This window comes from Thalassolituus sp. ST750PaO-4 (assembly GCF_020320405.1).
In the GTDB taxonomy this organism is placed as follows: Bacteria; Pseudomonadota; Gammaproteobacteria; order Pseudomonadales; family Oceanobacteraceae; genus Venatoribacter; species Venatoribacter alkanivorans.
Window position 1 is genome coordinate 488,878 of the sequence record NZ_JABVCB010000008.1, and the last position, 22,609, is coordinate 511,486.

Below are 22,609 nucleotides of genomic sequence, written 5' to 3' on the forward strand. Positions count from 1 at the left end.
TTGGATAATCCAATGCTAGTTCAGGATCTGCAGATGCGCAAGTAAAGATCTGGTCAGTTACTTGATGTGCTGGCTATTGCACCGCTGCCGGATTTTAGCCAGACTGAGCCGGTCAGCTCCGCGGAGCTGTGACAGACTCACCAACCGATCAAAATAAGTATAAGAATAATGAGCAAAACCCTACCGGATCAGATTGCTGATCTGCTGATCGCCCTTATTTTTACCGGCGATCTGCAGGCGGGCGAAAAGCTGCCGCCTGAACGCCAGCTGGCTGAATATCTCGACGTTGACCGTACATCTTTGCGCATGGCTTTGCGTACTTTGGGGCGTATGAATGCTGTGCGCAGCGTGCAGGGCTCAGGTATCCGCGTGGGTGATGTGCGCCGCGATATGGGGCTGGATTTTCTTGATAACCTGTACCGCATACCGGAGCTGGAGCTGGGCGGTGAACTGTTGCTGGCTGGTCTGGAATTATTTAACCGCGCGATTCCGACGGCTATTCGCCTGGCGCTGGAGAAACGTGAGCGCTCCGGAGGAAGCCCGGAGGATGCGGTTATTCCGCAGCTGGTACAGCGTATGTATCAGGGGCTGAACGAGGGAGTGCCGATGAGTGAACTGGCTGATCTGGAAGTGGAGATGATCGACACTATTATGACAGCAACCGGCAATCTGGTGCTGCAGGCCTCATCAACCAGCTCCCGCCGCATCCGCAGCTTGCTGACCCAGAAATTGTTTGAACAGATTGATGTGCGTGCTCATCTGGATCATCAGGTGCAGATGCTGATGCGCACCCAGCAGGGGGATTACCGGCTGGAAGAGATGATTCAGCAGTATCAACAGTACATCGATACCCTGACTAAACCGTTACGTGAGCACCTGAATAACATCCCGGAGCAGCCGAGATTATTGCGTTCACCGCTCCACAATGGGCGCAATATCATCAGCCTGCGCCATCTCACGGGTTCTGCCTGAACGGCGCAGCCACAGGGCTGCGCTGATAATCAGCAGGCTCAGGATATACAGCGGCCACAACTCCCAGATCATATAAGGCGTTTTGCCCTGACGCATTTCTGCGGTTCCGGTCAGGGTCGCCCTTTGTTCATAAGGCAAACGTGACATCATCCGGCCTTTGTTATCGACCAGTGCGGTAATGCCGGTATTGGTCGAACGCAGCAGCCAGCGTCCGGTTTCCAGCGCGCGCATCTGCGCCAGCGCCATATGCTGTTTCGGTCCCAGAGAGTCGCCGAACCAGGCATCGTTGCTGACGGTAATCAGAAAATCGGCATCCTGTGCCATACGGCTGACCAGCTGTGGATAGGCAATTTCGTAGCAGATATAAGGTGCGACCAGATACAGCTCTTCTGTGCTTTCTGAATGCTTACCGACTTTCAGCAGTGGCTGATTCGCCGGCCCATGCAGGAAGCTGGACATATCCAGATCAAAAAACGGAATCAGTCCGCGAATCAGCGCCTGCAGGGGAACATACTCACCGAACGGCACCAGATTCTGTTTGTGATAAATGCCTTCGCCGTTGCCGAAAGCGATCACGCTGTTATGAAACTGTCCGGCCAGTTCGTGGCCACGGGGATAGCGGTAGGGAATGCCGGTGATCACTGTAGTGCCAGTTTCCTGTGCTTCAATCGCCATATCATCCATATAAGGCTGGAACTGATCGAGTAGCAGCGTCATGGCGGTTTCCGGCCATAAAACCAGATCACTGTCCCAGTGTTCGCTGGTTTGCTGGAAGTAGGCGTTGATAGTCGGGCTGATGGACTCGCGCAGCCACTTCTGATCCTGCGGAATATTGCCCTGTACCGCGCTGACGGTCAGCTCACCGGTTTTATGGGTCCAGTCCTGTTGCTGTAACAACAGGCCGGCCGGCCATAGCAGCAGCACGGCGAGGAATGCCGGCTGATGTGTCTGCCAGAAACGGTAGAGTGCGGTCACGGTCAGAACGCAGATAAACGATAAACCATAGCTGCCGAATACCGGTGCCCAGCCGGACAGCCAGCTGCCGAGGTGGGCATCACCGGCAAACAGCCAGGGGAAGCCGGTCATAAACCAGCTGCGGAACCATTCGTGCAGAAACCAGAATACCGGAATCGTCAGCCAGGCCAGACTCTGGCCGAGAAAGCGCTGGCGCAGGGCAAACCAGAAACCGGGGAAGGTGGCGAGAAAGGCGGCAAACAGGCCGATCATCAGCACGGCGAGTACTGCAGGTGTTCCGCCGTGGTCGTGCATGCTGACGTAAATCCAGGAAATGCCGACCGAGAATTTTCCCAGACTGAACCACCAGGCGGTGGCAAAGGCAGAACGTGCATTGTCCGTCTGCAACAGAAAATGCACGAACACCGCAATACTTAACAGGCCAAGCGGCCACCAGAAAAGGGGAGCCAGGGCGAGTGGAAACAGCGCACCCGCCAACAATAACAACGCCCGCGCAGCCCAGCCTGCCATAGCTTTACCTGATTATTAGATGTGTGAGGGTTAATGCGCCGGCTCAGCCGGCGTCGATGGGCGTTACTTCCAGCAGGTTGATCTGTCGGCTGGTACCGTTGACCACCTTGAACTGCCATTGTTCGATGCGGATGCTTTCATTGCATTCCGGCACCCGGCCAAAGTGATGTACCACAATGCCGCCAATGGTATCGAATTCATCGTCCGGAAAACGTGCACTGAAGTGTTCATTGAAGTCGTCCACCGGGGTCAGGGCTTTGACCATGGTGATGCCGTCTTCCACTTCTTTGATCATGCTGTCTTCTTCATCGAAGTCGTGTTCGTCTTCAATGTCACCGACAATCTGTTCAAGCACGTCTTCGATGGTAACCAGACCGGCAACTCCACCAAATTCATCGACCACAATCGCCATATGATTGCGGGTTGCACGGAATTCACGCAGCAGCACATTCAGGCGCTTACTTTCCGGAACGAAGGTTGTTGGGCGTAACACCTCTTTCAGGCGGAATTCTTCACGATTTTCGTTAAGGATTAATGGCAGCAGGTCTTTGGCCAGCATAATGCCCAGCACTTCGTCCTGGCCTTCACCCATCACCGGGAAACGTGAATGCGCAGATTCGATGATCTGCGGCAGATAATCTTTGAGCGAATCGTTGACGTTGATGGAAGTCATCTGCGAGCGCGGAATCATAATGTCCCGCACCTGCATTTCAGATACCTGCAGAGCGCCTTCGAGAATATTGAGGGTTTCGTTATCGACAATGCTGCGCTCGGCAGCCTCGCGCACAATAACCTTGATGTCCTGACGGCTTTGCGGGTCGTCGGAGAATAAATCAGTCAGTCTTTCCAGCCAGCTACGATGCTGGCCCGATCGGTCTTCGCTCATGGTGCCTCATCTGGATAAGGATCAGGGAATCCCAGTCCGGCCATAATCTGGCGTTCCAGGTCTTCCATAACTTCTGCTTCGTCGTCCTTTATATGGTCGTACCCCAGCAAATGCAAGCAGCCATGCACGACCATGTGGGCCCAGTGAGCTTCGGCGGCTTTACGCTGTTCTTCACTTTCCTGCTGTACCACCTGAGCGCAGATGATCAGATCGCCCAACAGTTCGATCGGTACCTGCGGTGGCGCTTCAAAAGGGAAAGACAGCACATTGGTGGGTTTGTCTTTGCCACGGTACTCGTTGTTCAGTTCCTGGCTTTCTTCTTCTGCGACCAGACGAATCGTCAGTTCCGGCTCGGCGAAATCGGTGCGGCCGCTCAGCGCGGCGCTTGCCCAGAGTTGCAGCTGTTCTTCGCCGGGCAGCCAGGCCTGATAGCCTTCCAGTTCGTCGGCAAGCTGCACATCAAGCAACAGGTTCATACCGCATCCTCGTCGTTCTGCTGTGCAGCCAGACGGGCGGCCTTACGTTCTTCGTCGGCCTGCTTTTCTTTTTCGTCGAAGCGGTCATAGGCATCAACGATCCGCTGTACCAGCGGATGGCGAACCACGTCGGCGTTGGTAAAGCGGGTAATGCCAATACCGGGAACGCCATCGAGCACTTCCAGACCGTGCTTCAGGCCGGAGTAGACGCCACGTGGCAGGTCGACCTGAGTAACGTCACCGGTGATCACCGCTTTGGAGCCAAAGCCAACACGGGTGAGGAACATCTTCATCTGTTCTTTGGTGGTGTTCTGCGATTCGTCGAGGATCACAAACGAGTGGCTGAGGGTACGGCCACGCATATAGGCCAGCGGTGCAATTTCAATCACATTGCGTTCCAGCAGGCGGGCAACCTGTTCAAAACCCAGCATTTCATAGAGCGCGTCGTACAGCGGGCGCAGATAAGGGTCGATTTTCTGTGCCAGATCGCCGGGCAGGAAGCCCAGTTTTTCACCGGCTTCAACCGCAGGACGTACCAGCAGAATACGTTTTACTTCGTCACGCTGCAGTGCTTCGACGGCGGCGGCAACGGCGAGGAAGGTTTTACCGGTACCGGCCGGGCCTACGCCGAAATTGATATCAAACTCACGCACGCGCTGCAGGTAGTCAAGCTGGTGCGGACCGCGCGGCTTGATGATGGCCTGTGGCGTTTTAATGGTGCGGCTGTCGTAATCGGATTTGGCTTTACGTCCGGCGGCCTGCTCGCTGCCGTCTTCCTGCAACAACAGATGGATCAGATCCGGCGTGATCGGCGTGCCATTGGCGGTTTCGCGGTACAGGCGCTGAATCAGCAGGGCGGCACGCTGTGCCAGCTTCACCTTACCTTCGATGGTGAATTTATTACCGCGGTTGTAGATTTCCAGCTCGAAGTGGTCGGCAATCTGCTCGATATGGCTGTCAAAATGGCCGCACAGATTGGCCAGACGCTGTGCATCATCAGGTTCCAGTGCAAAGCTGGTGCTGTGGCGGTTTGGTGTGGCTGCTTCAGCCTCGGCAGACTGGACAGGTTCAATGGATTCTGGTTGCTCAGTATCTTTGCGGGTCAATGAGAACTCTCTCTGTGGACTTTTGTTTATGTGGCCCGGCTCTGACCTGGCCACATAAATCACGAATGAGGTTAGTAGGCTAACTCTGGATTGAGCAGGATGCCACGCAAACTGTTCGGGTACGCATCTTCGATGCTGACTTTAACGAATTTGCCGATCAGGCTGTGATCGTCGGCCTTGAAGTTCACCACCCGGTTGTTTTCGGTACGGCCCTGTAATTCGCCCGGATCTTTACGTGATACGCCGGTAACCAGAATGGTTTCTTCACGGCCTACCATGCGGCGGCTGATCTGCTGCGCATGCTGCACGATACGGGCCTGCAGAATCTGCAGACGCTGTTTCTTCAGCTCTTCCGGGGTGTCATCTTCCAGATTGGCGGCCGGTGTTCCCGGACGCGCACTGTAAATGAAGCTGAAGGAGGTGTCGAAGCCGATACGGTTGATCAGGTTCATGGTGTCTTCGAAATCTTCGGCGGTTTCACCCGGGAAGCCGACGATAAAGTCTGAAGAAATCGAAATGTCCGGACGCAGTGCTTTGATACGTTCGATTTTATCGATGTACATATCGATTTCATGGCCACGTTTCATGGCCGCCAGAATGCGGTTGGAGCCGCTCTGTACCGGCAGATGCAGGTGGCTGACCAGTTCCGGCACTTCGGCGTACACGTTGATCAGGCTGTCACTGAATTCCAGCGGATGCGAGGTGGTGAAACGGATACGGTCGATGCCGTCGATATCGGCCACCAGAGTAATCAGCTCCGCCAGATCGGCCACTTCGCCATCGCTGGTGTCACCGCGGTAGGCGTTAACGTTCTGACCCAGCAGGTTAACTTCACGTACGCCCTGATCGGCCAGCGCCTGAACTTCTTTCAGCACATCGGCCAGCGGACGGCTGACTTCTTCGCCGCGGGTGTAAGGCACGACACAGAAAGTACAGTATTTGGAACAGCCTTCCATGATCGAGACAAAGGCAGAACAGCCTTCTACTTTCGGGGTCGGCAGATGATCGAATTTTTCGATTTCAGGGAAGGTAACGTCCACCACCTGGATGGCGTTGCTGGCCTTGTTCACCATATCCGGCAGACGGTGCAGGGTCTGCGGGCCGAACACCATATCCACGAATGGAGCACGCTTGATGATGGCATCGCCTTCCTGTGAGGCGACGCAACCGCCGACGCCGATTTTCAGATCCGGATTCTTGGTCTTCAGGCCTTTCCAGCGACCCAGCTCATGGAACACTTTTTCCTGGGCTTTTTCACGGATCGAGCAGGTATTGAGCAGAATAACGTCCGCTTCTTCCGGGTTATCGGTCAGCTCCATCTTATGACTTTCGCCCAGCATGTCGGCCATGCGTGAAGAATCGTACTCATTCATCTGGCAACCGTGGGTCTTGATGTACAGCTTTTTCACCTGGTCAGTCATGAGGGAGTTTCCGGCCTCGTCAGCGGTTTATACAAAAGGGGCGACATTATACTGTCCCTGCTCAGTTAGTCACCAGTATCCGTCGGCTGTCTGCATCCTGTCTTGCCCGCCCGTGTTACAATTGCTCTCTTTTTCTTTGTCCGGTGCTTTAACCGGCATTTAAGGTCGACAAGCAGGCACCATGAGCAGTAAAGACAAGCAGGAACCGACTTACCGTATTGTGTATCAGCAGCAGGGCGATGTGGTCGAAATTTACGCCCGCTACATCTATCAGAGCGATCTGCATGGTTTTATTGAGGTGGAGCAGCTGCTCTTTGGTGAGCGTTCTTCTCTGGTGGTTGATCCGGATGCCGAGAAGCTGAAAGCCACCTTTGCCGATGTAAAACGCACCTTTATCCCGATGCATTGCATCGTGCGCATTGATGAGGTGGAAAAAGAAGGCAGCCCGAAAATCAGTAAGGGTGAAGGTTCGAATATTTCGCACTTTCCGACCCGTTTTCTGCCACCGCGTGACGAAGACGAGTAAAATCTGAGCGGCAATAGTGCAGAAAAAAGCCCGGGTTTCCGGGCTTTTTTGTGGCCAGTGGCCAGAGTTAATGCGGCCGGATTAACGGTTACGCATCAGGGCTTCAATTGACGCTGCATATTCGCCGGCCTGTTGATCCAGCGGCAGGTGACGGATGTCTTCATGTTTGAGTGCCACGCTGATGCGGTACAGCCAGCGTTCCATGCGCAGGGCAATGGCTTCGGCGTCATCTTTGCTGGCATCCAGGATTTCGTTACTCAGGTTGGTGATCACTTCGGCATGCTGAGCGGCTTTTGTGGCAGCTACGGTCGCCTTGGCGATGGCCCCCTTGGCACGCGGTGTTTTGCTGATTAAAGCCTGAGCCTGCAGCAGGGATTTCTGCGCGGTATCCCAGCTGATCGGGGCAACAGAAGCGCCACCTTTGTTTTTGATTCGCTCCAGATGGTCTTTTACCGGCTGCAGCTGAATGTATTCAATCGTAGCCACCTCAACGCGGTGCATCTCGGCTAACAGCAGTTTCTGTCTGGCATCGGCTTTGATGGTCTGATGGTCTTCCATCAGGTCAATCAGTTTTACCAGCTCGTCTTCAATGGCCAGATAGTCGGCCGGGAAGTACTGATCGGCCTTGATATCTTTCAGTACCTGACGGTGATCCAGGGTTGGCTTCAGCTGTTTGAGAATATCTTTTTTTACATTCAGGCCGGCCTCAACGGTTTTCAGCGAGGTCATGGCAACGGTTTTTACCACGCCATCAGGTTCGCCGCTGGTCAGCATTTCCTGTGCTTCCAGTAATTGTTTCTGCGCCTGCTCAAGATGACGGGGGGCGTAAAAACGCAGGTTTTCGCTTTTACCCAGCTCAATTTTGGATTGTGCGTGCTGAATGGTGCGTGATGCAGATTCGTCGGCCATGGCTGCGTCGCGCTTGGCATCGAGACTGATGGCATCAAAGTTAGCGATTGGCGTGGCGCAGCCGGACAGCAGTAACAAACCGCAGCCGGTGAGCAGGGTGCGGGTAAACAGTGGATACATGGTAATTCCCCGGGGTTCTGTCAGTGTTTGTTATTAGATCCTGATGTTAACACCATTTTTCACGCTGACTGAACGTTTACGGCGTAATCGGTGCCAAAGGGTAAATACAGCATTTGTCATCACTGCCCGGCGTTATTGTACGGCTGCGTCTTGTCACTATCATGCAGCCCTGCTATATAACGGATATAGCCAAGCATAAGGGAGGTCCGTCAGACTCATTGCCACGCAGGCTCCATTTAATCATGGTGAATACGGAGTGATCCCTATGAATGCAGAGATGCAACCCTTGTTTTGGCGTATCAGTGATCAGGACCAGAGCGGTTTCGAAGCCGTAAGCCTGTTAATGCCTGCCGGTACCGCCGGTGAAGATCCGGCAGAATTTCCCACCGAAGTCAGTTTCCGTTCCAATCGCAGCAGCCATCATCCTGTCGACCTTCGCTGGTCAGAAGAAGACTCCGATCTGTTTATGAGTCTGCTTGATCGCCTTATGGAACCGGAAGAAGAGGGGGACATTGAGGTAGATATCAGCGATGGAGTGATTCAGGGGATCGTGCAGCTGGTTGCGCTGGCACGTTTTAAAACGCCGTGGCCGACCGATGAGCTGGTAGGTGACGATATTATTACCGAGCGGGAAGAACTGGAAGTTGGGGATCTGGTGGCGCTCAATACCAAATATGGCTTTGCCCTGGCGATTATCGTCGGACTGGATTCGATTGATGCAACCTGTGTGCTGCTGGATGCGCTGATGGATAACGACCAGCTGCTGATTCCGGACCACAGTCTGCTGATGGTGAATCGTCTGTGTGTATTACCGGCGTCTTTTGCGGAGGCCGATCTGGGCGAAGATGCCATCATTCATTAACTGATGGCTCGCCCGGATCGTGGTACTCAGGCGCTCTGTCGTGCGGTGGCGCGGTTGCGCTTCTGGGTCAGAGTCAGCTGAGTCAGCATGGAATAAAAATCACTGCCGCTGTTACGTACTGCTGGTGTCATTGCGGCACTGGCTGGCATCGTGGTGGTTGATTCTGACGCCTGAGGTAAGCTGTTCGACATGATATGTCTCCTTAGTTAGATTTGAATCAACGAGAGTGAACGTTCATTCAGGGTCTGGCGTTTAAAAAAAGGCCTTGTGGGCCTGTTTTGTTCATCCTGTGGTTACGCTTTGATGGCGTCCCAGCACAGATTCAGCAAATCTTCGGCTTTCACCGCCTGTGGAAACATCTGCGGTGACAGCTGTTGTTTCTTGGCCATCATGGTCAGACTGCCGAAAGTCATGGTGGTGATGATTTCATCCGGCAGGTCTTTGATCAGCATCTGGCTTTTGCCCTCGGCCAGCAGCCGGGTCAGCGCTTTGTTCATCGGCTCCAGTGCTTTTTCCCGTTGCAGCTCACTGATGGCTGGCGAGGCTGACAGCTGTTCCATCAGGGCTCGGTCTCTGGGATGCTCACGCATGTAACGGTAAAAATTTCCCCAGAAGCTATAAAACCTTTTCTTGATACAGGCACTTTCGTCATAGCCGGTCATACAGTGGCTCGCCATTACTTCGGTCAGATGCAGAAACAACTGCTGCACTAATTCTTCTTTGGTCTCGAAATAGCGGTAGATGGTACCAGCACCGCAACAGGCATGCTTTGCGACCATCGCCATAGGGCAGGAGTGTAATCCCTGCTCTGCAATCAGATCGGCGGTGGCTTCCAGAATTTGCTGGCGTTTATCCATGTTCTTTCGTGTTTCGGACTGAACGTTCATTCTGTTCCTCTTCCGGCGCGCAGACAAGTCAGATTTGTCCCACTGATGCACCAGTCTGTTGTTCTCATAATCAGGATGTTGTAACCGCGTCACTCTGCTCTGCCGGAATGCGGCACAGCGCCAGATTGGCCAGCAGTGCCGTGCACAGCATGACCGCCATCATCGGCAGTGGTGTGCCGTTATGCAGGTGGCCCCAGATGAGGCCAAACAAAGCGCCACTGCAGAAAACACTGACGCCGGTCAGAGCAGTGGCTGTTGCACTGATATCACGGAAATAATGCAGGATGGTTGCCGTGGCATTGGCTGAAATCAGGCCGAGTGAGCCAATAAACAGCATCATTAAAGGCAAGGTCAGGGACAATGAGGCCTGCTGGGGATATGCGCTAAACAGCAGAACCAGCAGCAGCGCACTACTCAGTTGCAGACTGAGTCCGGCCCTGAGTATCTGCTGGCTGTCGAAACGGCGCAGCAGCAGTATATTCAGGCGGTTCATTGCCATCATGGTCAGAACGTTGGCGCCAAACAACCAGGGGAAGTGTTCGGCATCCTGCTCAAAGTAATCCAGATACAGGTAAGGCGAGGCGGTAATAAAGACAAACATGCCAGTGGATGCCAGTGCCTGAGCCAGAATAAAGCGGCGAGCACGGACATGTCTGATGACCCGCAGGTAGTCACGCACTGGCAGACGTTGCTGACGTTTGTGTGGCGGATGACTTTCTTCCAGCTGCCAGACGAGAATGATCAGTACCAGCACCGCATAGATGGTCAGTGTCTGAAAAATGGTGCGCCAGCCGGCAAAGGATAAGGTCAGGGCGCCGAGCATCGGCGCTACCAGCGGTGCCAGCATCATAATCATGGACACCAGTGATAAGGTTTTGGCGACATCCGCCCCCTGAAAACGGTCACGGACGATGGCGCTGGAATTAACCGTTGCCAGCCCACCGCCGATGGCCTGAAGGAAGCGCAGTGCCAGCAGTGCCTCAAGCGAAGTTGTCAGCATCAGTGCAGCGCTGCTGAGGGCAAACAGAATCAGGCCGGTGATGATCAGGGGACGGCGGCCGTAGCGGTCAGACAGAGGTCCGCCACCGAGCTGACCAAGTGCAAAGCCCAGCAGGTAACTGCTGACGGATAACTCCACCAGGTGGATGCTGGTTTGCAGATCGCCGGCCATTGCCTCCATCGCCGGAAGATACATATCAATGGCCAAAGGAGAAAGTGCTGTCAGCAAGGCCAACAGCAGAGGAAGTGGCAGTGTAAGTGCGGGCATAGTGTTACCGATAGAGGCTGCCGGGCGCTGCTCGGCGAAGATAATGTCAGACATGGTCTGCAGAATGAGTATTTTAGCCCTAATGCCTTGCTACAGTGAGAGGCGGGGTGGAACGGATTGTTCAGGTTATCTGTCGGCGGACATAACAAGGGCCTTCCGTGGAAGGCCCTTATATGGCTTTACTGCAGAGTGTTGCGATTATTCAATCAGGCGCCCGATCAGGAAACCGTGTGCACCACGATCGCTTTCTGTGGTGTTAAGCAGGCGTAGTAGTACCAGCTTGCCATTGGCACTGACATAACCGTCCAGTGTTGTTTCGCTGTCGTACAGTTTTATGGCGGAGGCCGAGCCGAACTCAGCCGCCAGCGGGTCATCACTGGAGCTATAGTCTTCGCTGCTGCGGACAACGGTGAAGTTGGTATTACGTAGTCTGACCTCTTGGTTATTGACCGTAACCACCGGCGCTGCCGGAGTGCTGCCAAAGCTCAGGGTGCCGCGGATCATATTGGCGGAAGAACCACGGTCATTGGCATCAACAGCGTATTCAACGCCGCGCAATTCATAGGTTTTACCGGTAAAGTCAGCCGCTATGAGGGTCGAGTTGTCGATGGCCAGACCAATATAGCGCTCATTGACCAGGGTTTTTACCGGTGTGCTGTTATAGCTTCCTTTGGATGTTGTCCCCATTAATGTCGACATAAATAACGCTCCATTGGGAGTCGCTATCCCTTCCATAATGGCATTACCACCGTCAGGCAACAGGGCTGCTGAAAGGCTGCTTGGAATACGGAATTGTCCGCTCTTGCTGCCGTCGATAGCAAAAATTGCCTGGCGTTCACTGGCAGGAGTCTGCGGATCATTGCTGGGAGATTCTTCGCCTGAGAGAACGGAAAAGCTGCCAAGACTCTCAGAGTAGACGCCGCCAGACAGTTCTATGTCATGACTGTAACGACTGCCAACCCGGCCGGAACCACTGAGGCCGGGGTCAGACTCCATGGTGGCGGTGATGACGGACGGCGTACCACTGTCTTTCGTGATGTTCCAGCGCTGCAGCTCTGAGACCAGCGCATGTGCAAAGGTTTCATCCGTCGCCTGAGACAGGACAATCACCCCATAATCGTTCTGGAAACTGTCCTGGCTGAAGTTGCCGCTGTTCTTAACAAGCAGCAGGTTTTCGACATCAAAGTCACGGTACCTTAGCTGGCTGGTATCAGCACTGCCGTCAGCCTTGGCAGCAAAGCCTTCGCTGTGGTTCATATTCAGCGCCAGGTAGCTGCCGGTATCGACGGGCATAAAGGTCAGGATGTTGGAGTAATCGTAACGGACAACTTCATTACCCTGACCATCCGTATCCTGTTCAACCGAGGTTGGATCGTTGATAGTAATCACGCCCTGAGCATCGACCTTGCCGTCCAGGGTAAAGTTTTCACTATCGACTTGTGGTACCAGTTGTCCGTCCGTAACAGACTGGGCTGCACTGCCGGGGCCGTTAAAGAAACTGCCGTAGGGATAACGGTTTTCCAGCCGCCAGCTTTCGGCCGAACCTTTGATGTTTAAGCTGAAGGCGGATGGATCACTGGCCGACGCCGTTACACTCAGTCCGGAAACCAGATTCAGATCAAAATCAAACTCCGTCTGCTGATTACTGAAAGCGCTGCTGCTGAACATCTGGTTAGGAATATAAATCCGGTAATTACCGGCCAGAGCGGCTGCGGCCCCGGCTGCGGCCCGGATTTTTACTGTAACCCTGTCTATGTCATCGTAGCCTGCAGCATCCTTGGCGCGCAGAGCAAAAACCAGATCGCCGCTGGCTTGTGGGGCAGTGAAACTGGTGGTTAAGGCCGTGGGAGTATTCAGGCTGACGGGAGTGCCGGATACCTGAGTCCATTGGTAGGTGAGATTCGTGCCACTGATCAGGTTGCCGGTCAGTGTTACGCCGGCCTGATTCGGTGTGGCGCTCAGGTCTGCGCCGGCATCAATTTCCGGCGGATTAATATTACTGACACCGCTGTTGCTATCGGCACTGTCTTTCTGGTTGCTGAGGCCGGTGGTGATGGTTCCCGGAACATTACCGTTAGCCGCAGCAACGGCATTGGCAGCGGCGAGAATAGCGGCAATATTCAGCTCACCGGTATCGGTGCCGTTCCAGTAGAGCTGACCACCATTGGCGGTAAAATTCTGGGCAAAAGTGCTGAGCACCTGCTGGATGCTTTCACCACGCTGCCCGGCCAGCTCGGCGAGGGCGGCGGTTATCAGACCATAGGCGATGCCGGATGGATCATCGCTGTTCTGTGCTGAGGTCGGATCCAGAGGGGAGGTCAGCAGAAGATCCACGGCGCCGACTTTATCTGCACTCAGTCCGAACAGTTGCCGTACCCGGTTATTCAGGCGGCGTATCAGATCCGCGTTAACATCACTCTGAGCGGCACTGTATTGGGCAGCGATGTGTGTCAGTGACGTGATGTTGGCGGTATAGCTGTTGTCTTCCAGGGATGAAGTGCTGATCGAGGGCAGCAGGGCGGACATTTCAAAGTCGGTAGCCAGATCGAAGGTTTCACCGAAGTCGATGGCTGCGGAGCCGGGATTATTCGTATTGCGGTCGTCAGGAATAACAGGGTAATCACCACAACCGGAGCTGGCATCGCAGATCATTTCAGCGCCTTCCTGCCAGCTTATTTTTACCAGAGCTGGGCCGTTATAAGCCTCTTCTGAGGTTGCTGTCAGATTGTAGCGACCTTCCAAATCGGTTGCGCCGGTTGCGAATGCTGCCTCTTCAATATTTCCATTGATCAGACGGAAGAGTTCCGCCTTGGCACCTATGACGGTTCCTTTGACGGCGAGGCCTGTCAGGCTGACACGTTCAACAGTCACTGCTTCGCCGGCCTGGCCATCGCCACCTGAACCGTTATCGCTGGGTTCGTCACTGGAACTGGTACTTGAGCCGCTACAGGCGGCGAGTGATGCTGCTAACAACAGAGAGATAGACGATGCGAGGGGATGCAATTTCATGCAGGGCTCCGGGTCGACTTAAGTTTCAGTTGAAAGAGTATAGTGAGAGATTTGGGTAAAGTGCGACAGTCATCCACCGGATTGCCCAGATGGTTGATTCAGGTTGGCCTATATTGCTGCAGATAATAAAAAAGCGCCCTGAGGCGCTTTTATTCTTTGCAGTATATGTGTGCAGGAGTTTTTCCTGTCAGGCTTCACACATTAAAGCGGAAGTGCACTACATCGCCGTCTTTAACGATGTACTCTTTACCTTCCAGACGCCATTTACCGGCTTCTTTGGCACCGGCTTCGCCTTTGTACTGGATAAAGTCGTTATAACCAATCACTTCGGCACGGATAAAACCACGTTCAAAGTCGGTGTGAATCGCGGCAGCCGCGCGTGGTGCGGTATCACCGATTTTGATGGTCCAGGCGCGTACTTCTTTCACACCGGCGGTGAAGTAAGTCTGCAGACCCAGCAACTCGTAACCGGAACGGATTACACGATCCAGCCCCGGTTCTTCCATGCCCATTTCCTGCAGGAATTCGAGTTTGTCTTCATCGTCCAGCTCGGAAATTTCGGCTTCGATCTTGTTGCAGACCACCACAACGGAGGCGCCTTCTGACTCGGCAATACCACGTACCACATCGAGGTGCGGGTTATTTTCAAAGCCGTCTTCCGCCACGTTAGCGATGTACATGGTTGGCTTGATGGTCAGCAGGTGGAAGGTGCGCGCCAGCTTGCGCTCGTCATCGTTCAGTTCCAGCATGCGGGCGGTTTTGCCCTGTTCGAAATGCGGGATCAGACGTTCCAGCAGTGCTTTCTGCGCAATGGCGTCTTTATCACCACCTTTGGCAACGCGGGTAATGCGCTGCAGCTGCTTCTCACAGGATTCCAGATCGGCCAGTACCAGTTCGGTATTGATGATGTCGATGTCGTCGGCCGGGCTGACACGGTTGGCAACGTGGATCACGTTGTCGTCTTCGAAGCAGCGCACAACGTGGGCGATGGCGTCGGTTTCGCGGATATTGGCGAGGAACTGGTTGCCCAGGCCTTCACCTTTGGACGCGCCGGCAACCAGACCTGCAATGTCCACAAACTCCATTGAGGTTGGCACAACACGCTCAGGTTTTACGATGGTCGCCAGTTCATCCAGGCGCTTGTCAGGCATGGCAACCACACCGGAGTTGGGTTCAATGGTACAGAACGGAAAGTTCTCGGCGGCAATACCGGATTTGGTCAGTGCATTGAACAGTGTGGATTTGCCGACGTTGGGTAAGCCAACGATACCGCATTTAAAGCCCATAAAAGTATCCTGTGATCCGTACTGCTGCCGTAACAGCGTTAAAATTTGGCGGGTATTTTACCCTTTAAATGAATGAAGTCGATTCATGGCTTTGGCCAGGTCGCCGCCCAGTGCATCGGGCAGAACGCGTAAGGCTTCATCGATCACCGCATCAATGGCCTGCTGGTCGCTCTTGCTGGCGCGGCCCAGTACATGGCCGGTGACCTGGGATTTGTCACCAGGATGACCAATACCGATACGCAGGCGGTGAAAATTCTGATTGTTGCCAAGCTTGCTGATGATATCGCGCAGGCCATTCTGGCCACCGTGACCGCCGCCAAATTTGAATTTGGCTGTGCCGGGAGGTAAGTCCAGCTCGTCATGAACCACCAGAATCTGTTCCGGTTTCAGCTTATAAAAGTTGGCCAGCGCCTGTACGGCCTGTCCGCTGAGGTTCATAAAAGTCGTGGGAATCAGCAACCAGCAATCCTGCCCGCCGAGGCGGCCTTTACCGGCGCGACCGGAGAATTTTTTGTCCGGGCTGAGACTGATGCGTTCGTTCTGCGCCAGGCGTTCAACCAGCCAGGCGCCCGCATTGTGACGGGTATGCTCGTATTCGGCGCCGGGGTTGCCCAGGCCTACGATCAATTGAATAGGGTCAGACATGATGTCGATATCCGATGATAAAGAATCACCAATAAAAAAGCGGGGACCAGCCCCGCTTTTTTGCTACAGCAACCGGAATTACTCGGCAGCTGCTTCTTCTTCGCTGTCGCCGCCTTTAGGAGCGATAACAGTAACAACAGAAGTGTCGTGCTCTGGGCCGTGAGACAGAGCCAGAGACTCAACGCCTTTTGGCAGTTTCAGATCAGACAGATGGATCACGGAGCCAGCTTCAACGTTGGCCAGATCTACTTCGATGAACTCAGGCAGGTCGCCAGCGTTACAGATGATGTCCAGACTGGTCAGCTGGTGAGCGATCTTGCCACCACCGGTTTTCACGCCTACGCAGCTTTCTTCATTGATGAAGTGCAGAGGTACGTGAGCTTTGATCTTGGTGGTTTTGCTTACACGCAGGAAGTCAGCGTGCCAGATCAGAGCTTTGGATGGGTGACGCTGCAGATCTTTCAGAACAACCTGCTCGGCTTTTTCACCGATAGTCAGGGTGATCACGCTGCTGTAGAACGCTTCGTTTTCCAGTACTTTGTTCAGCTCGTTAGCTTTCAGAACGATGGCTTGTGGCTTGCGATCGTTACCACCGGCTTTACCACCGTAAACGATGGCTGGTACGGCGTTTTCGCGACGCAGGCGGCGGCTCGCACCTTTCCCCGCATCTTCGCGAAGTTCAGCTGACAGATTAAATTCTGACATGGGTATTTCCTCATGGTTTTGACATAAAAAGCCGTTTGAGCTTGCGACCAGCTCAAACGGCCCGAAAAATCGTTTTGTATGCTGTTATGGCTTAACGAAACATCGCACTGATGGATTCTTCGTTATTTACCCGGCGTACAGCTTCAGCCAGCAGACCAGCAATGGTCAGTTGGCGGATGCGGCCAATGGATTTAGCAGCTTCAGACAGCGGGATGGTGTCGGTAACAACCAGCTCATCCAGTTCAGCACTGGCCAGACGCTCAACAGCGGGGCCGGATAGTACAGGATGTGTACAGTAGGCGACAACTTTTTTCGCACCGAACTCTTTCAGAGCTTTGGCTGCGTGGCACAGGGTGCCGGCGGTATCTACCATGTCATCAACCAGTACACAGGTACGGCCGGAAACATCACCGATAATATGCATAACTTCAGAAACGTTGGCTTTTGGACGACGTTTGTCGATGATCGCCAGGTCAACGTTCAGCTGCTTAGCGATTGCGCGGGCACGAACAACACCGCCGATGTCCGGAGATACAACGATCAGGTCTTCGTAAGCCTGACGCTCAAGGTCATCAATCAGTACCGGAGAGCCGTAGACGTTATCAACAGGAACATCGAAGAAGCCCTGAATCTGGTCAGCGTGCAGGTCAACGGTCAGAACGCGGTCGATGCCGGCAGTCGACATCATGTCGGCAACTGCACGGGCACTGATAGGTACACGGGCAGAACGCGGACGACGATCCTGGCGGGCATAACCGAAGTAGGGAACAACCGCAGTGATACGGCTGGCTGATGCGCGGCGCAGGCCATCGGCCATCAGCAGGATTTCCATCAGGTTATCGTTAGTCGGTGCACAGGTAGGCTGGATGATAAACACATCCTTACCACGCACGTTCTCATTGATTTCGATGGTTATTTCACCATCACTGAACTTGCCAACAGTGGCTTCGCCAAGGGGAATATCGAGACGCTCAACAACGAGCTTAGCGAGCTCCGGGTTAGCGTTACCGGTAAAAACCATCAACTTAGACACAGTTGTCCCCTTTGATGTAATTGTTCAATGATGGAAGGAAAGAGAATTGGCTGAGGTGGTAGGACTCGAACCTACGAATGACGGGATCAAAACCCGTTGCCTTACCACTTGGCGACACCCCAGCAACTTTTAAGACGGTCCGAATAATACCTTATGTGCAGGGGATTGGTTAACACCCTTAGCCACAAAGACTTTATATTCGGCCGGTAACTGCGCAGAAACACTGATGGCTTCTGTTTCAGAGCCGAAGCTTGAGAATATACAAGCTCCAGTGCCCGTCATCTTAGCAAAGGAAAATTTATTTAGCAAATTCAATGTGTTACCAACTTCTGGATACAACATTGAGACTATTGCCTGGCAGTCATTTCTGCCCCCTTGCCTCAGCGCGGTGCGAATATTAATGGGGTCCGTATCCCTTGTCAAACCCTTATGTGAAAAAATTTTTCCTGTATTAACATGGACTTGCGGGCACACCACCAGATACCAGGGTTCGTCCAGCTCCGGTACCGGGGTCAGTATCTCCCCCACGCCTTCGGCAAAGGCCGCTTCACCCCGCACAAACACTGGAACGTCGGCTCCGAGAGTGAGTCCGAGTGACGCCAGTTCGTCGAAAGACAGTTGCAGATTCCATAGCTGATTCAATGCCAGCAGGGTCGTTGCTGCATCAGAACTTCCACCGCCAAGACCGCCACCCATGGGCAATTTTTTATCCAGCCGGATATCGGCACCCAGTGTTTTTCCGGATGTTTTTTCAGATTTTTTTTGCAGCAGGCGGGCGGCGCGGATGATCAGATTGTCTTCGAAGTCGACACCTTCAATGGCCGGGCTCAGTGTCAGGTCGCCATCGTTGCGTAATTTAAAGTGCAGCTCATCACCATAGTCAACGAACTGAAACAGAGTCTGCAGGTTGTGGTAGCCGTCATCCCGGCGCCCGGTGATGTGCAGCATCAGGTTCAGTTTGGCCGGCGCTGGTACGCTCAGCCAGCCAGTGTTTTCAGGCAGTTCAGCCATTAACAGTCCACTCTTTGATCGAAAATACAAAACGGAAATCGTGGCCGGATATTTTAATCAGGCCGGGCAGCCAGTAATCGCCATGCTGCTGGTAGCGGGAGAAACGGATATCCCAGCCATGCTGTTGCAGATGCGTGAGCAGGCCATGCTCATCGTACTTGCCGGTTGCCGCTGCGTTGGGGCTGGCCTGGCCTTTTACCCAGTAGCGGATGTCGGTAACCGGAAAATTCCAGCCCATATGAGCCAGCATCAGTTGCTCGGGAGTGCGCGCGCGCTGTGGTTTGTCCCAACCGGGTAATGTCAGCTCAGCCTGGCGGGCATTACCCTGCAGACGGGAAGCGCCGGAACCGAAGGGGCCGGAAATAAACAGATCGTAGCTTTGTTTATCCTGTTCCCAGGTCAGGTAGCCGGTAACGCTGTCATCGGGTGAGGTTACCGATAATTTACCGCGCACCTGCCACTGTTGCAGGTGATTGAGGCTGCTTTGCAGGTTCTGTTTGCCGCCTTCTGGCTTCGGCAGCAGGCTGCTGCAGCCGCTGAGCAGCGTCAGCAGGAGCAGTGTTGTAAGCGTGGTTCTGATGGTCATGGCAGGTCTGGTCAATTCTGGCTCAGGCTTTCCGGATCAATGTCCAGGCGTTGCAGGGTACGCAGAATAATCTCGCTGTCAGGGGTTTGTTCCAGCCCCTGCAGCCATATGTCGCGCGCTTCATTCTGATCACCGCTGAGCCATAACAGTTCACCATAGTGGGCGGCAATTTCATGGTCTTTCATCATATCGAAAGCTTTTTTCAGCAGTGGACGGGCGCGTTCGATATTGCCCATGCGGAAGTAGATCCAGCCCAGACTGTCGATAACCGCCGGATTTTCCGGTGTCAGTTCCAGTGCACGCTCAATTAACGGCAGAGCTTCAGCCCAGCGGTCGGTACGGTCGGCGAGGGTGTAGCCCAGTGCATTCAGGGCTTCGGCATGGTCTGGTCTGAGGCGGATAACCGTGCGCAGATCCTGCTCCAGTTTATTCAGATCCCCCAGACGTTCAGCCAGCATAGCGCGGGTATAAAGAAGATTGATGTCTTCCGGTGCAACGCTCAGTGCCTGGCTGATGAGTACCATGGCGTCTTCCGGCTGACCGGCAGCGGATAACAGGTCGACCTCGATCCGTACCAGTTCGCTTGAGTGTTGTGGAAAATCTCCGCGCAGGTCATTCAGATAACTGCGGGCGGCATCAATCCCCTGGGTATCATTCAGCAGATAAGAAGCTTTCAGGTGAGCCGCGAGAAATTCACGGCCACTGCTGACCTGAGCGTACTGCTCAATGGCGGTGTCGTAGTCTTCTTCTTCCTGAGCAATTTTACCCAGATAAAAGTGGGCTTCGTCTGTATGCGACTGGTTGGCCAGCAGTTGATACAGATGCTCCCGCGCCTGTTCACGCTGGCCCAGTTCTTCTTCCAGCAGGGCCAGTGACAGCAATATGGCAGAATCTTCGGGAAAATTTTTGTGCAGCTTGGCAAAGGCATCGCGGGCACTGTCCATTTTACGCTGCTCGAGCAGGATGCGGGCATGCAGAACCTGGATACCTTTATGCTCCGGGTAGTCTTCGTGAATATCCTCAAGCCAGTCGATAGCGTCATCAGAACGTTGCAGCAGCACCAGTATGCGTGCTTTCTGCAGGGCGGCACTCAGATACGCCGGATTACGTTTCAGCGCTTCATCTATATGCAGCAATGCTTCCGGATAGAGGCGCAGGTGTTGTTCCATGATGCCGCGTGCGTACCAGACAGAAGCATTCTCCGGGTATTTGTTGGAAAGAAGCTGAAACTTCGCCAGCAAAGCCTGTTGTTGTTCCTCCGGTAGCTGTCCGGCATTCGCGGCCAGATAGTCAAACTGACTGATGCCGGCAAGATCCTGCAATATCTCCAGATGTTCCAGTGCCTGGCTGAACTGGCCCTGTTCCATCAATAGCTGGGCTGCCGCCTGGTGAGCCGCGGGGTTTTCGGGCTCTTCTTCCAGCCAGATGGCAACGGCTTCAATGGCGTGGGTGTCGCTGCCAACATACTGGGCGATACGGGCAGCACGTTCGGCAATGGCCGGATCACGGGTGGTACGGGCCTGATCCATATAGTTGTAGAGCGAAATATCAAAGCGCTGGCGCTGGCCGGCCATTTCCGCAACCAGCAGGGAATACAGTGTGGCTGCAGGAATCGGGCGGTAGACCGGTTCAGCTGAGGTGCCGGTAGGCGGGGTGGTTTTATAGTGAATACTTTGTGGCTGGGTGTTATCAGCCGGAACGCTTTGTTGCTGATCCGCTGCCGGTGAGGTGCCGAAACTGGCGCAGCCCGGAAGGACGATCAGCGCCGAAAACAGCGGCGCCAGCCAAAGACCTGTACGTAAGAAAACAGGCAGCGGCGGGCGCTCAGAAGAGGTACGGCGGGACTCACGGATGTAAAAAAACATATAAAGAGAAGACCTGATGATTCGGATGCCAGTATGAGATAGCGCATGCTATTTAGGGTCAGATAGCGATTTAAGTCAAAGATTTCAGCGGCAAAGCCGCGGCCAGATGTTTATAATCCCCGCTTTTGCATAGCCGCCACCTGCTGTGACGTGCAAAGCGACTGCTTAGTTGCAGTACGCTTGGCGTTTTTTGGGCAGGTCAGGCACTCCGCCGCTGATGATCGTCAGCGGAGCAGTTTGAAAGCGGGAGCAGCGTCAGTCGACATGGGTATTTGGGCACTGGGGATTAACCATAAAACAGCACCGGTTGCTGTGCGCGAGCGTGTTGCCTTCGATCCGGCGTCTATGCCGGCGGTGTTGGGCGAAGTGCAGGCTCTGGACCCTGTGTCTGAAGTGGTGATCCTGTCGACCTGTAACCGTACCGAAATTTACTGCTCGGCTGATGAATTGCGCGAAGAGGTGATCGTCGACTGGCTGGTCCGTCATCATCATATTGACCGCCGCGATCTCGATTCAGCCCTCTATTGCCTGACCAGCGAGCAGGCGGTGCAGCACACCATGCGTGTTGCCAGTGGTCTGGATTCGCTGGTGCTGGGCGAGCCGCAGATTCTCGGCCAGATGAAATCGGCCTTTGCCGTGGCGCAGGAAGCCGGCACCGTCGGTTCTGAGTTAGGGCGCCTGTTCCGCCAGACCTTTTCCATTGCCAAGCGCGTACGTACCGATACTGCCATCGGTGAAAACCCGGTGTCGGTCGCCTTTGCTGCGGTGCGTATGGCACAGCATATCTTTGCTGATATGGCCAACAGCCGCGCGCTGCTGATTGGTGCCGGCGAAACCATCGAACTGGTGGCCCGTCATCTGTATCAGGCCGGCGTGCGCGATATTATTGTTGCCAACCGCACTCTGGCGCGGGCGCAGAACCTGGCGCAGGAATTTCATGCCGAAGCGGTGCTGCTGGAAGATATTCCCAATGTGCTGCCACGTGCTGACATCGTCATTTCATCCACCGCCAGCCCGTTGCCGATTCTGGGCAAGGGCATGGTCGAGAAAGCGCTGAAAAAACGCCGTCATAAGCCGATGTTTATGGTCGATATCGCCGTACCGCGCGATATCGAAGAAGAAGTTGGTGAGCTGTCGGATGTCTATCTGTATTCGGTAGACGATCTGCGCAGCATCATCGAAGAAAACGTTCGCTCACGTGAAGACGCCGCGCGTCAGGCCGAAGAGCTGATTCTCTCCGGCGTCGACCATTTTATGCGCGAGCTGAAAGCGCTGGATGCGGTGCAGACCCTGACCGATCTGCGCAGCAGTATTGATGAGCTGCGTGAAGAACAGCTCAGCAAAGCGCTGAAACAACTTGAAAACGGTGCCGACGCAGAAAAAGTGTTGCGCCAGTTTGCCCATACCTTCAGCAATAAGGTGCTGCATGCACCGACCACTGCGCTGCGCAAAGCCGGTGCTGAAGGCCGTCTGGAAGTGCTCGACTGGACCCGCGAACTGTTCAGCCTGAACAGCCCTGCGGCGCCATCCTCCTCTGCTGATACCGAATAAA

At 54.2% G+C, this 22,609-nt stretch carries 21 protein-coding genes and 1 tRNA gene; 4 read left to right on the plus strand and 18 right to left on the minus strand.

Going from position 1 to position 22,609, the window contains the following annotated elements; genetic code table 11:
• Window positions 1-168: 168 nt before the first annotated feature.
• Window positions 169-972 (plus strand): FadR/GntR family transcriptional regulator, encoded by an 804-nt coding sequence (locus HUF18_RS11765; RefSeq protein WP_225692326.1) that lies wholly within the window; start codon window positions 169-171, stop codon window positions 970-972.
• On the opposite strand, the gene lnt is transcribed toward HUF18_RS11765, so the two are convergent.
• From lnt to miaB, 5 genes are all read right to left on the minus strand, one after another.
• Window positions 913-2,457 (minus strand): apolipoprotein N-acyltransferase, encoded by a 1,545-nt coding sequence (gene lnt, locus HUF18_RS11770; RefSeq protein WP_225692327.1) that lies wholly within the window; start codon window positions 2,455-2,457, stop codon window positions 913-915. The genes HUF18_RS11765 and lnt overlap by 60 nt on opposite strands.
• A gap of 43 nt (window positions 2,458-2,500) precedes the next feature.
• Window positions 2,501-3,343, minus strand: coding sequence for an HlyC/CorC family transporter (locus HUF18_RS11775; protein WP_145469563.1), 843 nt, complete (start codon window positions 3,341-3,343; stop codon window positions 2,501-2,503).
• Window positions 3,340-3,819, minus strand: coding sequence for an rRNA maturation RNase YbeY (ybeY, locus tag HUF18_RS11780; RefSeq protein ID WP_225692328.1), 480 nt, complete (start codon window positions 3,817-3,819; stop codon window positions 3,340-3,342). Before ybeY ends, HUF18_RS11775 begins: the two co-directional genes overlap by 4 nt.
• Window positions 3,816-4,925, minus strand: a complete 1,110-nt coding sequence (locus tag HUF18_RS11785) for a PhoH family protein (protein WP_436317749.1) — start codon at window positions 4,923-4,925, stop codon at window positions 3,816-3,818. Before HUF18_RS11785 ends, ybeY begins: the two co-directional genes overlap by 4 nt.
• 71 nt (window positions 4,926-4,996) lie before the next feature.
• Window positions 4,997-6,346, minus strand: coding sequence for a tRNA (N6-isopentenyl adenosine(37)-C2)-methylthiotransferase MiaB (gene miaB / locus HUF18_RS11790; protein ID WP_145469560.1), 1,350 nt, complete (start codon window positions 6,344-6,346; stop codon window positions 4,997-4,999).
• 181 nt (window positions 6,347-6,527) lie between these two features.
• Between miaB and HUF18_RS11795 the strand changes: the two genes are divergently transcribed.
• A complete protein-coding gene (locus HUF18_RS11795) occupies window positions 6,528-6,872 on the plus strand; it encodes a DUF1820 family protein (RefSeq protein ID WP_225692329.1) in 345 nt (114 codons plus the stop codon).
• A gap of 81 nt (window positions 6,873-6,953) precedes the next feature.
• Here the strand turns inward: HUF18_RS11795 and HUF18_RS11800 are convergent, their stop codons facing one another.
• On the minus strand, window positions 6,954-7,901 hold the full coding sequence (locus HUF18_RS11800) for a hypothetical protein (protein ID WP_225692330.1): 948 nt from the start codon (window positions 7,899-7,901) through the stop codon (window positions 6,954-6,956).
• A 265-nt stretch (window positions 7,902-8,166) separates the two neighbouring features.
• Between HUF18_RS11800 and HUF18_RS11805 the strand changes: the two genes are divergently transcribed.
• Complete coding sequence (locus HUF18_RS11805; RefSeq protein WP_145469557.1) at window positions 8,167-8,763, plus strand: hypothetical protein; 597 nt, start codon at window positions 8,167-8,169, stop codon at window positions 8,761-8,763.
• Between the two features lie 26 nt (window positions 8,764-8,789).
• Here HUF18_RS11805 and HUF18_RS11810 read toward each other — a convergent pair whose 3' ends face one another.
• From HUF18_RS11810 to HUF18_RS11865, 12 genes are all read right to left on the minus strand, one after another.
• Window positions 8,790-8,954 (minus strand): hypothetical protein, encoded by a 165-nt coding sequence (locus HUF18_RS11810; protein ID WP_186435952.1) that lies wholly within the window; start codon window positions 8,952-8,954, stop codon window positions 8,790-8,792.
• Between the two features lie 102 nt (window positions 8,955-9,056).
• Window positions 9,057-9,650: a TetR/AcrR family transcriptional regulator gene (locus HUF18_RS11815; protein ID WP_225692331.1), complete on the minus strand. Its 594-nt coding sequence runs from the start codon at window positions 9,648-9,650 to the stop codon at window positions 9,057-9,059.
• A gap of 70 nt (window positions 9,651-9,720) precedes the next feature.
• Window positions 9,721-10,971 (minus strand): multidrug effflux MFS transporter, encoded by a 1,251-nt coding sequence (locus HUF18_RS11820; RefSeq protein WP_225692332.1) that lies wholly within the window; start codon window positions 10,969-10,971, stop codon window positions 9,721-9,723.
• A 144-nt stretch (window positions 10,972-11,115) separates the two neighbouring features.
• Complete coding sequence (locus HUF18_RS11825) at window positions 11,116-13,926, minus strand: PKD domain-containing protein (protein WP_225692333.1); 2,811 nt, start codon at window positions 13,924-13,926, stop codon at window positions 11,116-11,118.
• A 194-nt stretch (window positions 13,927-14,120) separates the two neighbouring features.
• Entirely contained in the window at window positions 14,121-15,212 is a 1,092-nt protein-coding gene (gene ychF, locus HUF18_RS11830) for a redox-regulated ATPase YchF (protein ID WP_145469553.1), read from the minus strand.
• Between the two features lie 57 nt (window positions 15,213-15,269).
• The gene (gene pth / locus HUF18_RS11835; protein WP_225692334.1) at window positions 15,270-15,857 is read right to left on the minus strand and encodes an aminoacyl-tRNA hydrolase; all 588 of its coding nucleotides are present in this window, start codon (window positions 15,855-15,857) and stop codon (window positions 15,270-15,272) included.
• A gap of 78 nt (window positions 15,858-15,935) precedes the next feature.
• Window positions 15,936-16,562, minus strand: coding sequence for a 50S ribosomal protein L25/general stress protein Ctc (locus HUF18_RS11840; RefSeq protein WP_186435951.1), 627 nt, complete (start codon window positions 16,560-16,562; stop codon window positions 15,936-15,938).
• Window positions 16,563-16,653: 91 nt separating this feature from the next.
• Complete coding sequence (locus HUF18_RS11845; RefSeq protein ID WP_145469550.1) at window positions 16,654-17,595, minus strand: ribose-phosphate pyrophosphokinase; 942 nt, start codon at window positions 17,593-17,595, stop codon at window positions 16,654-16,656.
• A 47-nt stretch (window positions 17,596-17,642) separates the two neighbouring features.
• Window positions 17,643-17,717 (minus strand) — tRNA-Gln (locus tag HUF18_RS11850).
• A gap of 7 nt (window positions 17,718-17,724) precedes the next feature.
• Window positions 17,725-18,606 carry a 4-(cytidine 5'-diphospho)-2-C-methyl-D-erythritol kinase gene (gene ispE, locus HUF18_RS11855; RefSeq protein WP_145469549.1) on the minus strand — a complete coding sequence of 294 codons (882 nt, stop codon included), beginning with the start codon at window positions 18,604-18,606 and terminating at the stop codon, window positions 17,725-17,727.
• Entirely contained in the window at window positions 18,599-19,192 is a 594-nt protein-coding gene (lolB, locus tag HUF18_RS11860) for a lipoprotein insertase outer membrane protein LolB (RefSeq protein ID WP_145469548.1), read from the minus strand. Before lolB ends, ispE begins: the two co-directional genes overlap by 8 nt.
• Window positions 19,193-19,203: 11 nt before the next feature.
• A complete protein-coding gene (locus HUF18_RS11865; protein WP_145469547.1) occupies window positions 19,204-21,057 on the minus strand; it encodes a tetratricopeptide repeat protein in 1,854 nt (617 codons plus the stop codon).
• A 264-nt stretch (window positions 21,058-21,321) separates the two neighbouring features.
• On the opposite strand from HUF18_RS11865, the gene hemA reads away from it, so the two are divergent.
• Window positions 21,322-22,608 carry a glutamyl-tRNA reductase gene (gene hemA / locus HUF18_RS11870; RefSeq protein WP_225692335.1) on the plus strand — a complete coding sequence of 429 codons (1,287 nt, stop codon included), beginning with the start codon at window positions 21,322-21,324 and terminating at the stop codon, window positions 22,606-22,608.
• Window position 22,609 lies beyond the last annotated feature (1 nt).

Bases quoted from the DNA above. Each gene is read 5' to 3' on its own strand.
- miaB (WP_145469560.1), bottom strand. From the start codon at position 6,346: ATGACTGACCAGGTGAAAAAGCTGTACATCAAGACCCACGGTTGCCAG.
- HUF18_RS11825 (WP_225692333.1), bottom strand. From the start codon at position 13,926: ATGAAATTGCATCCCCTCGCATCGTCTATCTCTCTGTTGTTAGCAGCA.
- ybeY (WP_225692328.1), bottom strand. From the start codon at position 3,819: ATGAACCTGTTGCTTGATGTGCAGCTTGCCGACGAACTGGAAGGCTAT.
- lnt (WP_225692327.1), bottom strand. From the start codon at position 2,457: ATGGCAGGCTGGGCTGCGCGGGCGTTGTTATTGTTGGCGGGTGCGCTG.
- ychF (WP_145469553.1), bottom strand. From the start codon at position 15,212: ATGGGCTTTAAATGCGGTATCGTTGGCTTACCCAACGTCGGCAAATCC.
- HUF18_RS11820 (WP_225692332.1), bottom strand. From the start codon at position 10,971: ATGTCTGACATTATCTTCGCCGAGCAGCGCCCGGCAGCCTCTATCGGT.
- HUF18_RS11800 (WP_225692330.1), bottom strand. From the start codon at position 7,901: ATGTATCCACTGTTTACCCGCACCCTGCTCACCGGCTGCGGTTTGTTA.
- HUF18_RS11840 (WP_186435951.1), bottom strand. From the start codon at position 16,562: ATGTCAGAATTTAATCTGTCAGCTGAACTTCGCGAAGATGCGGGGAAA.
- HUF18_RS11765 (WP_225692326.1), top strand. From the start codon at position 169: ATGAGCAAAACCCTACCGGATCAGATTGCTGATCTGCTGATCGCCCTT.
- pth (WP_225692334.1), bottom strand. From the start codon at position 15,857: ATGTCTGACCCTATTCAATTGATCGTAGGCCTGGGCAACCCCGGCGCC.
- ispE (WP_145469549.1), bottom strand. From the start codon at position 18,606: ATGGCTGAACTGCCTGAAAACACTGGCTGGCTGAGCGTACCAGCGCCG.
- HUF18_RS11775 (WP_145469563.1), bottom strand. From the start codon at position 3,343: ATGAGCGAAGACCGATCGGGCCAGCATCGTAGCTGGCTGGAAAGACTG.
- HUF18_RS11865 (WP_145469547.1), bottom strand. From the start codon at position 21,057: ATGTTTTTTTACATCCGTGAGTCCCGCCGTACCTCTTCTGAGCGCCCG.
- HUF18_RS11810 (WP_186435952.1), bottom strand. From the start codon at position 8,954: ATGTCGAACAGCTTACCTCAGGCGTCAGAATCAACCACCACGATGCCA.
- hemA (WP_225692335.1), top strand. From the start codon at position 21,322: ATGGGTATTTGGGCACTGGGGATTAACCATAAAACAGCACCGGTTGCT.
- HUF18_RS11805 (WP_145469557.1), top strand. From the start codon at position 8,167: ATGAATGCAGAGATGCAACCCTTGTTTTGGCGTATCAGTGATCAGGAC.
- HUF18_RS11815 (WP_225692331.1), bottom strand. From the start codon at position 9,650: ATGAACGTTCAGTCCGAAACACGAAAGAACATGGATAAACGCCAGCAA.
- lolB (WP_145469548.1), bottom strand. From the start codon at position 19,192: ATGACCATCAGAACCACGCTTACAACACTGCTCCTGCTGACGCTGCTC.
- HUF18_RS11795 (WP_225692329.1), top strand. From the start codon at position 6,528: ATGAGCAGTAAAGACAAGCAGGAACCGACTTACCGTATTGTGTATCAG.